At 69.3% G+C, this 12,613-nt stretch carries 11 protein-coding genes; all 11 read right to left on the bottom strand.

What is annotated here, in order from left to right:
* Positions 1 to 6 precede the first annotated feature (6 nt).
* The 11 genes from VO99_RS11685 to VO99_RS11635 all read right to left on the bottom strand — a co-directional run bounded on the left by VO99_RS11685 (position 7) and on the right by VO99_RS11635 (position 12,593).
* Positions 7 to 1,044, bottom strand: coding sequence for a FemAB family XrtA/PEP-CTERM system-associated protein (locus VO99_RS11685; RefSeq protein WP_046113033.1), 1,038 nt, complete (start codon positions 1,042 to 1,044; stop codon positions 7 to 9).
* A 5-nt stretch (positions 1,045 to 1,049) separates the two neighbouring features.
* Complete coding sequence (locus VO99_RS11680; RefSeq protein WP_046113032.1) at positions 1,050 to 1,898, bottom strand: XrtA system polysaccharide deacetylase; 849 nt, start codon at positions 1,896 to 1,898, stop codon at positions 1,050 to 1,052.
* Between the two features lie 20 nt (positions 1,899 to 1,918).
* Positions 1,919 to 3,019: an XrtA/PEP-CTERM system-associated ATPase gene (locus tag VO99_RS11675; protein WP_046113031.1), complete on the bottom strand. Its 1,101-nt coding sequence runs from the start codon at positions 3,017 to 3,019 to the stop codon at positions 1,919 to 1,921.
* Positions 3,020 to 3,021: 2 nt separating this feature from the next.
* Positions 3,022 to 4,569, bottom strand: a complete 1,548-nt coding sequence (locus VO99_RS11670; protein WP_198156929.1) for a TIGR03016 family PEP-CTERM system-associated outer membrane protein — start codon at positions 4,567 to 4,569, stop codon at positions 3,022 to 3,024.
* Positions 4,566 to 5,555, bottom strand: coding sequence for an XrtA-associated tyrosine autokinase (locus VO99_RS11665; RefSeq protein ID WP_046113029.1), 990 nt, complete (start codon positions 5,553 to 5,555; stop codon positions 4,566 to 4,568). Before VO99_RS11665 ends, VO99_RS11670 begins: the two co-directional genes overlap by 4 nt.
* A gap of 2 nt (positions 5,556 to 5,557) precedes the next feature.
* Positions 5,558 to 7,132: an XrtA system polysaccharide chain length determinant gene (locus VO99_RS11660; RefSeq protein WP_046113028.1), complete on the bottom strand. Its 1,575-nt coding sequence runs from the start codon at positions 7,130 to 7,132 to the stop codon at positions 5,558 to 5,560.
* Positions 7,133 to 7,168: 36 nt separating this feature from the next.
* Positions 7,169 to 7,750, bottom strand: coding sequence for an XrtA/PEP-CTERM system exopolysaccharide export protein (locus VO99_RS11655; RefSeq protein WP_046113027.1), 582 nt, complete (start codon positions 7,748 to 7,750; stop codon positions 7,169 to 7,171).
* A 327-nt stretch (positions 7,751 to 8,077) separates the two neighbouring features.
* A complete protein-coding gene (locus VO99_RS11650; protein WP_046113026.1) occupies positions 8,078 to 9,538 on the bottom strand; it encodes a UdgX family uracil-DNA binding protein in 1,461 nt (486 codons plus the stop codon).
* Between the two features lie 5 nt (positions 9,539 to 9,543).
* Positions 9,544 to 10,806: a putative DNA modification/repair radical SAM protein gene (locus VO99_RS11645; RefSeq protein ID WP_046113025.1), complete on the bottom strand. Its 1,263-nt coding sequence runs from the start codon at positions 10,804 to 10,806 to the stop codon at positions 9,544 to 9,546.
* Between the two features lie 63 nt (positions 10,807 to 10,869).
* The gene (locus VO99_RS11640) at positions 10,870 to 12,183 is read right to left on the bottom strand and encodes an RNA polymerase sigma factor (protein ID WP_046113024.1); all 1,314 of its coding nucleotides are present in this window, start codon (positions 12,181 to 12,183) and stop codon (positions 10,870 to 10,872) included.
* A complete protein-coding gene (locus VO99_RS11635; protein ID WP_046113023.1) occupies positions 12,183 to 12,593 on the bottom strand; it encodes a VOC family protein in 411 nt (136 codons plus the stop codon). Before VO99_RS11635 ends, VO99_RS11640 begins: the two co-directional genes overlap by 1 nt.
* Positions 12,594 to 12,613 lie beyond the last annotated feature (20 nt).

Here is a 12,613-nt window from a genome sequence, read left to right as displayed (position 1 = left end):
GGGCTGTCAGCCGAGGTTGCGCACGATCAGCGGGCCCAGGCGGTTGGCTAGGCCGATGGGCATGCGCCGCCAGGTCTTGATCAGCAACTGGTACTTGGCGTTGCTCGGGTTGTTCTGCGGTACCGCGTCGCGCTTGTACAGGCGGTGCTCGTAGTGAAGCGGCGTGGGCTCGAAGCCCCAGTTCTTCTTGAACGCATAACTGCCCGTGCCCTGCTTGCTGCGGCCGTAGTCGAAAACCTTCAGCCCGCGGGCGCAGGCCTGCTGCATCAGCGCCCAGTACTTGAAGTCGTTGCCGGCCAGATCACGCGCGGCTTCGTCGTCGCCGGCGTAATAGGGCAGGATCTCGTCGCGGAAGTAGAAGCTCAGCACGCTGCTGATGGGCTGGCCTTCCGGCGTGGTGACGGTCAGCACATTGGCGTCGGGGCCGAAGGTATCCAGCAGCGCCTGGAAGTAGCGCTTGGGCATGGCCGGCGTGCCGTGTCGGTGCACGTTGCTGGCATACAGCGCGAAGAAGCGCTCGATGCCCGGATCGATCGTGGCCTGCAGCCCGTTCTTGATGCCCTTGCGCACCATCGCCCGCTGCTTGCGCGGGATGGCCAGCATGTTGGCTTCCTCGTCGGGCAGGATCTCCTTGCGGAAGGTGACGTACAGGTCCTGCAGCGGCCAGTCGGCGTGGCGGCGCTGCACGTTGCGCATCTCCAGGTGCTCCACGCCCAGCCGGCGGGCCAGTTGCTGCGCCTCATGCTCCAGCGCGTGCGCGGCCTCGTCGTCCAGCGCCGCCACGCCGCCGTACACGGCGAAGGGCAGGCTCACCAGCGACTGGCCGAACATCACGCTGTGCACATGCGCCAACGGCAGCACGCCGCGGATGCCGTGCGCATCCTCCGCCCACAGGAAGAAGGTCTGGTGGTGGAACACCTCGCGCAGCAGCGTCTGCCAGCCGGCGCGGTGGAAGAACGTGGCCTGCGGACAGGCCTGCACGAAGGCGTCCCAGCGCGAGGCGGCTGCCGCATCGCGCGGGCCGAGCCGACGGATCTTGAGCATGGTGGTCAGTGGGCCGGCCGGCCCAGGAAGATCTCGTCCATGCGGCCCCAGCGGAAGTCGGCGAGCAGCTGCTCGAGCCGGCGTTCCATGCGGCCGATGTTCACGTAGTGGCGAAAGCGCGTCTTCGCATCGATGCCCGCCACCCGCGGCTGGCCGGCGTCGATCTCCCACGGATGGAAGTAGAAGATGGCCGAGGCGCCGTCGCCGCTGTTGACCTGCTTCAGCATCCAGCGTGACAGCGCATAGGGCAGCAGCCGGAAGTAGCCGCCGCCGCTGGAAGGCAGGTTGCGGTTCATCATGCGCAGCGTGGTGACCGGGATCTCCAGCAGCCCCGGCCGCACCTCGTGCGCGAAGCGCGGCGCGTCCGGCATGCCGTAGTGGTCGTGCTGGATGGGGTACACGCTGGAGCTGTAGCGGTAGCCGGCCTCGGCCAGGCAATCGAAGGCCCAGAGGTTGCGCTCGCCGATGGAAAAGCTGGGTGCGCGGTAGCCCTGCACCGGCTGGCCCGACAGGTCTTCCAGGATGGCCTTGGCACTGCGGATGTCCTGGCTGAACGCCTCGGGCGTCAGGTCGCTGGCCCGCTCGTGGCCATAGCCGTGGCTGGCCAGCTCGTGGCCCTGCGCGACGATGCGCCGCACCAGCGCGGGATAGCGCTCGGCCACCCAGCCCAGCGTGAAGAAGGTGGCCCGGGTGCCGCGCCGGTCCAGCATCGCCAGGATGCGGTCGACGTTGGCCTCCACGCGGCATTCACGCGCGTCCCACTCGCTGCGGCGGATGTAGGGCGCGAAGGCGGAGACCTGGAAGTAGTCCTCCACGTCGATGGTCAGCGCATTGGTAATGGCGTTGGATGGCATGGCGTACTCCCCGGGCGCGCTCAGCGCTCGCTGCCGTCGGCGCTGGGCTTGAGCGCGCCCACCAGCCGCTGCATCAGCGACAGCGTCTCGAGGTTGATGCGCTCCAGCCGCAGCAGGCTGCGTTCCAGACGCTGCAAGCGGTCGCCGTGCTGCTGGGCGGCGAGGCTGTCGAGCTGGCGCGAGATGCCATCGGCCACCTCTGGGCTGAGCGCCAGCTTGGAAGGATCGATGTCCACGTCGCCCATCGAGCCCACCGGCTCCAGGCCGCGGCCACCGGCGGCCACCGGCGTGGGCATGGAGCCGGAAGAGCCGCCTTCGCGGGCGAACTCCTTCACCACCTCGTCCACGTCGGCCACGGTCAGCAGCGTCTTGTTGTTCAGGTAGCCCAGCAGCAGCAGCCGGTCGCACACCGCATTGATGCGGCGCGGAATGCCCTGGCTGGCGTTGAAGATGGCCTGGAAGGCGTCCGCCTCGAACTCGGGCTTGCCGCTGGCGCCGGCGCACTTCAGCCGGTGCTCGATGTAGTGCTGGGTGTCTTCCAGGTCCAGCGGGCCGATGTGACAGGTGGCCGCCACGCGCTGGCGGAACTGCTCCATCTCGGGCCGCTGCAGGATCTCGCGGAACTCGGGCTGGCCGACCAGGAAGCTCTGCAGCAGCGCCTGCGTGCCCAGCTGGTAGTTGGACAGCATGCGCAGCTCTTCCACCGCACGCGGCGACAGGTTCTGCGCCTCGTCCACCACCAGCAGGCAGCGCTTGCCCTGGCTGGCCTGGCCGATGAGGAAGGCCTCCAGCGTGATCAGCAGCTCCGACTTGGTGACGCCCTTGACCTGGAAGCCAAAGGCGGCGCCCACCATGCGCAGCGTGTCCTCGGCGTCCAGCTGCGTGGTCACGAGCTGGCCTACCACCACGTCGCTGCGGTTCAGGCTGTCGAGCAGGCCGCGCAGGATGGTGGTCTTGCCCGCGCCCACCTCGCCGGTGATGACGATGAAGCCCTCGTTGCGCATCACGCCGTACTCGAGGTAGGCCTTGGCGCGACGATGCTGCTTGCTGTCGAAGTAGAAACTCGGGTCGGGGTTGAGCTGGAAGGGCTTGTTGCTCAGCCCATAGAAGGCTTCGTACATGGTCAGAAACTGAATCCGACGCTGCCGTAGACGGCGCGCTCGGTATAGGGCTGCACGGAGCCGGTGGACTGGGTGTAGCGCGCACCGACGTTGAGCGAGGTGCGGTAGCCAATCTGCGTGTTGTAGCCGGTGGACACGGTCTTCAGCGCGCTGCTCTGCGCATTGATATCGCCGCGCGAGCGCTGCCAGCTCACCGAGGTGCTGACCGAAGCGATGGGTGTCAGCTTGTGGCTGAAGGTGACGTCGAAGCCGCGCTGGCGCACGTTGTCGGCACGCGAGAGGTCATCGCTGATGCCGCTGGCGACGTTGTTTACCCGCTGCGTGTTGCTTTGCGAAGCCTGCAGCAGCAGGTTCGAGCGCTTTCCCACCAACGCCAGTGAGAGCGACTGCCGCCGCTGCAGGGTGGGCGAGGCGCTGAGGAAGCCGGGGATCACCGTGGCGTTCGGATTCAGGTTGAGTTGCGTGATGAGGCTGCGCACAAGCAGGTCGCGCCGCTGCAGGTCGGGCTCCACCGACGCGAACTGCAGGAACAGCACGTCGTACACCGAGCCCAGGCCCGTGTTGCCCGTGCCGCCCCCCAGCAGATTGATGTCCCGCGTATCGCTGAAGGTCCACACCGTGCGCGGCGTGCGGAACGAGAAGTTCACCGCATGCGAGTCGCCGAAGTAGCGACGCTCGAAACGCGCCGACAGGTTGGTGCGCTCGCTCGGCACCCATTCCAGCTGCAGGCCCGAGATGCTGTGCCGCTCCTTCGTGGCGCTCTGCAGGTCGGAGCGCTCCACGCCGCCGATGCCGGTGAGCACCACCGACGGCAGCACCGGATAGCTGAGCGTGCCGCGCAGCGAGTCGGACTCCGACTCCTCGCCTTCGGAGAAGTCGGACACCTGGCTGTTGGCCGCCAACGACCACGACAGCGTGCGCTGCCGGTCCCCACCCTGCAGCGACAGCAGCAGGCCCGAGGTGCTGGAGTCGGCGGCGCCGAACTGGCTGCTGCGCGTCAGGCCGTAGGTGTAGCGCGCCTCGTACTGCACCGAACCGCCCAGCGGCCCGCGGATGAACGGGGAGATGGTGAGGTTGGTGACCTGCGTGCGGTTGTCGTTGGCCAGCGCCGGGTTGTCGGTGGCGGGGCCGAAGGCCGAGATCTGCTGCTGCGTGACGGAACCGTTCACCTCGACGAAGGCCCGGTCCTCGAGCAGTTCCACCGAGCCGTTGCCGCGCAGGTAGCGCTGGATGTTGTTTTCTTCCGAGTGGCGCGCATACGCCAGCCCGGTGAGCGACAGGTCCAGGTCGCCCCGCAGCCGCGTGCCGGCGCCCACCAGCCGCATGCCCACGGTGGCCTGCGTCACCGCATCGCTCTCGCGGTCGGGCTGGATGCGGTAGTTGTCGGTGAAGGTCTGCTGCACGCTGAGCGAAGGCGTGAAGCGCCAGGCCCGGCCGCCCTCGCCCTGCTGGGCGGCTTCCTGCGCCCGGGCGGCAGGGCCGCAAGCCAGCGTGGTGATAGCGAGCGCAACGACTCCCAGCGCAGGCCGCAATGGCAAGCCCACCGTCACGCCGCGGTCCTGGAGGGCTCGGCAGCGGCTTCGGCCGCCTTGTCTTCGCCCGGCCCGTAACCATGGCCGTAGCCATAGCCGTAGCCATATCCGTAGCCATAACCCGACGAGTAGCCGTCGGTGGTGGCCGTGCGGGCCTGGTTCAGCAGCAGCATGCGCACCGGGCAGTTGTCGATGGTGGACAGCGCATGCTCCACGTCGGTCTGCAGCGTCTTGTCGGCATGCACCACCACCACGACCTGGCCCATGTTGGTGGCCAGCACGCGCGATTCCGTCGTGAGCAGCAGCGGCGGCGAGTCGAAGATGATGATGCGGTCGGGGTAGCGCGTGGCGATGTCGTCCAGCAGCTGCCGCATCGCGTCACTGGCCAGCAGTTCAGTGGCCCGCGGGTGCGGCGAGCCGCTGGGCAGGATGGTGAGCTTCTCGACGTTGGTGCGCAGCAGCACGTCCTGCATCTCGGCCGTCTGCTTGAGCAGGTCCAGCAGGCCGGGGCCTTGGGGAATGCCCAGCATGCGCGGCAGCGAAGGCCGCGCCACGTCGGCGTCCACCAGCATCACCGTGTGGTCCAGCTCGTTGGCGATGCTCATCGCCAGGTTGATGGAGGTGAAGCTCTTGCCCTCGCCGGCCAGCGCACTGGTGACCATGATGAGGTTGCCGTGCGTGATGGTGGACACGCCCTTGCCGACCGCATTGCGGATCAGCGGGCGCTTGATCACCCGGTATTGGTCCGACACGGTGGAGCGCGGCGCGTTGGGCGTGACGATGCCCTGCGCGGCCAGCGCCTCCAGGTCGAGGTCGATCTTGCGCGAGGCCGGGCGCGGGGCGGCCGGCTCGGCGTCGGCCACCGGCACGGCAGGCACGGTCGGCTGTGCGGGCGTCATGGCGCCCACGGCGGCGGGGGCCCGGTCCAGCTGCGGTATCTCCACGCCGGCCTGGCGCAGCTGGGCGAGCCGCTGGGCGGCCTGTTCGATCAAACTGCCATTCATGCTCATCGGCTCGCCATCATCGACATGACCACCATGCCCACCAGGAAGAAGGCCACCAGGCTGGCGCTGGCGGCGGAGAAGCGCAACAGGTCCGCACGCTCACGGCGGCGGTCGGTGTCGCTCTGGATGAGCGAGACGACGCCGAGCAGGGGCAGGTCGAGACGGTTGCGCAGTTCGGACGCCCGATGGAACACCGGCCGCAGCTGGCTGGCTCCGAAGGCGATGAACAGGCCCGCGCCAATGGCCACCAGCAGCGCGAGCGGCAGCAGCAGCAGGCGGTTGGGCGACACCGGCTTGGGCGAGACCCGCGGCGGCTCGATCAGCCGGAAATCGGCCATGCCGGAGGCGGTGTCCAGGTCGCCGGACATGGTGGCGGCCTCGCGGCGCGACACCAGGTCTTCGTAGTTCTTCCTGTGGATGGCGTAGTCCCGGTTGAGCTGCGCAGCCTCGGCCTCGATCTTGGGCGCCAGGCGGATCTTGGAGTGCGCGTCGTTGTAGCGGGCTTCGTACTCCGCCACGCGGGCCCGCAGGCCGGCGATCTGCACCTCGGCATTGGCCAGCACGCGGCTCATTTCCTGGGTGGCCAGGCTGGTCGTGTTGCCGTTGCCGATGGCCGGCATCGCCAGCGAGCGCTTGCGCAGGCGCGCCGCCTCTGCGGCCTTCTGGCTCTCCAGTTCCTTGACCAGCCGGCGGGTGCTGATCACTTCCGGATGCTGCTCGGTGAAGCGCTGCAGCAGCGCGTCCAGGTGGCGCTTCTGCGCTTCCAGGCGGGCGTCGATCTCGGGCGTGGCCACGCCGACGGTCGATTCCTCCAGCAGGCTCTGGGAGGTGGCGTTCATGCCCGTCGAGCTTTCGCTGGCCAGCGCGGCGCGGGCCGCATCGCGTGAGTTCTCGGCCTCGCGCAGCTGCAGCTTGGCCGATTCCAGCTGCGCCATCAGTTCACCCAGGCGGCTGGCGGAATCCTTGCCGTCGGCGAACTGGATGTCGATGTTGCGCAGGCGGAAGTCCTTCAGCCGCGCCTCGGCCTCCTCCAGCTTCTGCTGGTAGCTCTTGATCTGCTCGTTGATGAACACCTTGGCGCTGTCGGTGTCCTTGCGGCTGGCGCCCAGGCTCGACTCCACGAAGATGGACACCAGCGACTGGATGGCGCGCTTGGCCTTCTCGGGGTCGGAATCGCGGAAGGACAGCAGGTACAGGTTGTCGCGATCGGCGCTCTTGATCTGCAGCGTCTTCATCAGGTGGTCGACCATCGCGTCCTGCTCGGTGCGGCTGCCGTTCTCCAGGTCGAGGTCGGCCATGCGCACCAGCTTCTCGATGTTGGGCCGGCTGATCAGCGTGCGGCTGAGCATCGTCACCTGCTGGTTCACGTCGGGCTGCACCGCCAGGCCGGACATCAGCGGCTTCAGGATGGACTGGGTGTCCACGAAGATGCGCGCGCTGGCCTCGTACTGATCGGGGATGCGCAGCACGGCGATGACGCCGGCGATCGCCACGATCCACGCCACCAGCACACCCTGCCAGCGGTACTTGTACATACCGCGGGCGATGTTGGTGATCTGCTCAATCAGTTCATACATCGCTGTTTCCTGCTCGCCAGAGCTTCAAGGCGTGCGTCAGAAGAAGCTCTGCGGAATGATGAGGATGTCGCCCGGACGCATCTCGACGTTGGCGGAGATGTCGCCGTCCTTGATGAGGTCCTTCAGGCGCACCGTGTACTGCTTGTTGCCCTCGGCGCTGCGCAGGATGGTGGCGCGGTTGCCGGCGGCGAAATCCGTCAGGCCGCCGACGGCGATCATCACGTCCAGCAGCGTCATCTTCTGCTTGTAGGCCAGGAACTGCGGCCGGGTGGCTTCACCCACCACGCGCACCTGCTCGCTGTACGGGCCGACGAAACCGGTGACCACCACGGTGACGACCGGGTCGCGGATGTACTTCTCGAGCTGCTTTTCAATCTCGCGGGCCAGCTGCACCGAGGTCTTGCCCTGCGCGGGCAGCTCGTCCACCAGCGGCGCGCTGATCTTGCCGTCCGGCCGCACCGGCACCTGCATGGACAGCTCCGGATTGCGCGAGACGATGATGTTCAGCGAATCGCCGGCGCCGATGACATACGAGTAGTCCTGCGTCTGCGCCTCGAGCGGGGCCGGTGGATGCGCGGTGGAGGCGCAGCCGCCCAGCAGTGCGGCGGCCACGGCCAAGAAGGACGAGATCCAGAAGGCGCGCCCTTGGAAGATGGAAGAAGTTCGCAACGCAGAGCCCCTTGTGTGCTGTCTTGTGTGGGCGCCGGGCCATGCAGGCCGGGCGTGCAGCGGGCGAAGGCGCCCGGTGCGGCCCCGGAGGACCCGCTGAGTGCAGGCATCCTAGGCCTCACACAATTTACTACAAGGGCTTGACCGAAATACTGACGGCCTGGGGGGGTAGGAAGCGTGCATTTTCCCTCTGCGCACTAATGCGCAAAGGGGTGTCGCGGCCATCCCCTTCAAGGGGCGGAACCACTCGAATGGGGGTGGCTCGCACGCCACCTTTTACACAGTTTCAGCACTTCTGCAGGCGGCCAGGTCGTCCAGCCAGGCGCCATAGGCGGCCTGGCGCTCGCCATCAGGCAGCCGCAGCAGCGCCGAGGGATGCCAGGTGACGAAGACCGGACGTCCGTCGGCACGCTCATGCAGCCAGCGCCCGCGCTCCCGCGTGACCGCCACCTGGCGGCCCAGCAGCGTGCGCGCGGCGGTGGCGCCCAGGGCCACCAGCACCCGCGGCTGCACCAGCTCGATCTCATGCGTGAGCCACTGGGCGCAGGCCTGCGCCTCGCGCTGGCCTGCGGTCTTGTGCAGGCGGCGCTTGCCCCGCAACTCGTACTTGAAGTGCTTGACGGCATTGGCGAGGTACACCTCGCCGCGTAGCCAGCCCAGTTCGGCCAGCGCGCGGTCCAGCAGCTGGCCGGCCGGGCCGACGAAGGGGCGGCCGGCCAGGTCTTCCTGGTCGCCCGGCTGCTCGCCCACCAGCATGTGGCTGGCGCCCGCCGGCCCCTCTCCGCACACCGCCTGGGTGGCCAGCGCGCCGATGGGGCAGGCGTTGCAGGCGTTGGTGGCCGCCCGCAACTCGTCCAGCGTGGCGGGGGGTCGCCCGGCCGGTGCGGGCGCCTCGCGGTGCAGCTGGATGGCGCGCATGCTGCGGGGCGGTGTGGCCGGTGCCTCGATCATCTGCCCGGTGCGTGCGGCGGCGGCCGCGGCCAGCGGCGCAATCAATGCGGCTTCCGGCAGGTTGGGCCAGTAGCGGCGCGGCATCTCGCGCTCCATCATGGCGATCTTCAGGCGCGCGGGATTGAAGATGTGCTCGTAGTAGGTGAGCCACAGCCGCTCGCCAGCGTCGGCCTGCGGCGCGCTGCTGCGGTCGGCGCCGGGCTGGAAGTGCAGCGCGTTGCCGTCCCACTCGACGCAACGGCGCGGCGTGAGGATCGCCCAGCGCATCTGGGCGAAGCGGCGCATGAAGAACGGCGCGTTGGCCTCCACGATGTGGTGGTCGGGCTCGAACCACGCCACGTGGCGGTCGTCGCCCACCGGGCGGAAGCGCACGAAGGCGCGCATCTTGTGGATGTCGCGCCGCACGGCGGCCGCCAGCTCGGCAGCCTGCAGGCGGTCCGGATCCAGCGGGTCATGGCGCAGCGCGGGCTCGTGCACCAGGCGCCACAGCAGCCGGTACATGAGTGCAAAGCGGCCCGGATCGGAGTGCAGCAGCACCTGGCCGCACAACTCCACGAAGGCCGCAGGCACCCGAACGGCGGACGCGCCGGCCGGGGCGGCATCCAGGGACGAAGTGGCAGCGGACTCAGGCTCGTCGGCCCACAGGCCGGCGGTTTCAGCCGTGGGGGCGGCGCCGGCCACCTGCCAGCGTACCGCCGCCGGCGGCACCTGGGCCTGCAGCAGCCGCCGCGCCTCCCGGCGGAAGCCGTCCACGTCGGCCGGACCGGCCAGCAGCACCGCCTGCATGCGCCTCAGCCGAACAAGGAGGCCTGCACCGGTGCGGCCGGCGCCACCGCCGGCACGGGCACCGGCACTGCGCGGTCAGCCGGGTTGTGGCCGTCGACCACCACGAAGGGCAGCACCTTCTTGAGCGGCACGTGCAGCCTCGGCAGGTCGTCGGCACGCAGCCGGCGCACCCGGCGCGACTGCAGCAGCCGGTCGATGGCCTTGACGCCCAGGCCCGGCACCCGCAGCAACAGCTCGCGCGGCGCACGGTTCAGGTCGACCGGAAAACGATCGCGGTGCGCCAGGGCCCAGGCCAGCTTGGGGTCCACGTCCAGCCGCAGCAGGCCCTGGCCGCCGGGCACGATCTCGTCGTGCGCAAAACCGTAGAAGCGCATCAGCCAGTCGGCCTGGTAAAGGCGATGCTCTCGCATCAGCGGCGGCGCCTGCAGCGGCAGCGAGCGCGACGCATCCGGTATCGGGCTGAAGGCCGAGTAGTACACCCGCCGCAGCCGGTAGCTGCCGTAGAGCTGGGCGCTGGTGGCCAGGATGTGGCGATCGTCGGACGCGTCGGCGCCCACGATCATCTGCGTGCTCTGGCCGGCCGGCGCGAAGCGCGGCGCCTTGGCCGGCCGCGGCCGCGCCCCAGGCAGCACCCGGATGGGCACCGGCTTGGCCGCCTCCTTGCCGTCGTCGATGTGGAGCCGCAGCCGCGCCATGGAGCGCTTGATCGCCCGGTCGTCCTTCTCGGGCGCCAGCGCCTGCAGGCCTTCGGTGGTGGGCATCTCGATGTTGATGCTCAGGCGGTCGGCATAGCGGCCGGCACGGGCCAGGAGTTCTTCGCTGGCGTCGGGGATGGTCTTGAGGTGGATGTAGCCGCGGAAATCGTGGTCCTCGCGCAGCGAGCGGGCCACCTCCACCACCTGCTCCATCGTGAAGTCCGGGCTCTTGATGATGCCGCTGCTGAGGAACAGGCCCTCGATGCAGTTGCGGCGGTAGAAGTCGAGCGTGAGCTGCACCACCTCCTCCGTACGGAAGCGCGCCCGCGGCACGTTGCTCGAGCTGCGGTTGACGCAGTAGAGGCAGTCGTACTGGCAGTGGTTGGTGAGCAGGATCTTCAGCAGCGAGATGCAGCGCCCGTCGGGTGCATAGCTGTGGCAGATGCCCATGCCTTCGGTGGAGCCGATGCCGCGCCCGCCGACGGAGTTGCGCTTGTCGGTGCCGCTGGAGGCGCACGAGGCGTCGTACTTGGCCGCGTCGGCCAGGATGGCGAGTTTGCTTTGCAGGTCCACTGTACGAATATACAGGCCCGGCCTCACCCTTTCGGGTGTGTGCGCGTAACAGCCCTCCCGGCGTCAGTGGCGCTGCGGCTTGCCGTTGTCCAGCGCCTCGGCGCGGGCCCGGAGTACTGCCTGGTCGCGCATGTTGTGCGTCAGGCCGGCGGCATGCCGGAAGGCGGCGGCGGCCTCGGCGCCCCGGCCGAGACGCGCCAGCAGGTCGCCCTGCACGCTGAACAGCCACGGGTAGCGCGCCAGCGAGGCCTCGGCCGCGAGCGCCTGCACCAGCGGCCATGCCGCCTGCGGCCCTTGCGCCATGCCCACCGCCACGGCGCGGTTGAGGGCCACCACCGGTGAGGGCGCGGCTGCCATCAGCGCGTCGTACAACTGCACGATCTGCGTCCAGTCGGTGTCCTGGGCCCGGGCGGCGCGGGCATGGCAGGCGGCGATGGCGGCCTGCAGCGCGTACGGCCCCCAGCCGGGCCCGGCCTCGGCCAGAACCTGCGCCTGGCGCAGCGCAGCCAGGCCGCGGCGGATCAGCAGGTGATTCCAGCGGCTGCGGTCCTGGTCGGCCAACAGCACCGCGGCGCCTTGCGCATCGACGCGGGCCGGCGCACGGGCATGTTGCAGTTCCATCAACGCCACCAGGCCCTGCACCTCCGGCTCGGCCGGCATCAGCGCGGCCAGCACGCGTCCCAGGCGCAGCGCCTCGTCGCACAGCGCGGGGCGCATCCAGTCGTCCCCGGCGGTGGCTGCATAACCTTCGTTGTAGATGAGGTAGATGACGTCCAGCACCGAGTCCAGGCGCTGGGTGCGGGCCTCGGCCGGCGGCACCTCGAACGGCACCTTGGCCGCGGTGAGGGCGCGCTTGGCCCGCACGATGCGCTGCGCCACCGTGGGCTCCGGCACCAGGTAGGCGCGGGCGATCTCGGCCGTGCTGAGGCCGCCCAGCAGCTTGAGCGTGAGGGCCACGCGCGCCTCGGTGTTCAGCACCGGATGGCAGGCGGTGAAGATCAGCCGCAGCAGGTCGTCGCCGATGTCGTCCTGCCGGGCGGCATCCAGCGCATCCACGAAGTCGGGCACCACATGCGTGCCGAGCGCGTCGGCGTCGGCGCCCAGTTCCTCGTGCTTGCGGTGCTGCATCGCCTGCTGGCGCAGGCGGTCGAGCGCGCGGTGCTTGGCGGTGGCCATGAGCCAGGCTCCGGGGTTGTCGGGCAAGCCGTCCTGCGGCCAGTGCTCCAGCGCGGCGATCAGCGCGTCCTGTGCCAGCTCCTCCGCCAGGCCCACGTCGCGCACCATGCGCGCGACGGCGGCGATGATGCGGGCCGACTCGATCCGCCAGACGGTCTCGATCGCGCGGTGGGTCGCGGACGCGCCGGCCGCCATGGCCATCAGGCGGCCGCCGGTGGCATCTCACCGGTCATGGCCACCAGCTCCCAGATGTGGCCGTCCAGGTCCTCGAAGCCGTGGGCATACATGAAGCCGTGGTCCTGCGGTGCGCGGGGCGTGGTGCCGCCGGCCGCCACTGCCTTGGCCACCAGCGCATCCACCTGCTCGCGGCTGTCGCAGGACATGCAGACCAGCACTTCCGACACCTCGCGCGCGTCGGCGATCGGCTTGGCGGTGAAGCCCTTGAAGAAGTCGTGCACCAGCAGCATGGCATGCAGGTTCTCGCCCAGCACCAGGCAGGCGCCCTGGTCATTGCTGAACTGGGGATTGAAGGCATAGCCCATCGCCTCGAAGAAGGCGCGCGAGCGCTGCATGTCGCGGATGGGCAGGTTGACGAAGATTTGCTTGTGCATGGGGGGCTCCGGTGATGGAT

Source organism: Aquincola tertiaricarbonis, from assembly GCF_000969605.1.
Taxonomy (GTDB): Bacteria; Pseudomonadota; Gammaproteobacteria; order Burkholderiales; family Burkholderiaceae_C; genus Aquincola; species Aquincola tertiaricarbonis.
The sequence above is the reverse complement of the archived record's forward strand: the minus strand, read 5'-3'. Positions and strand labels throughout refer to the sequence as shown.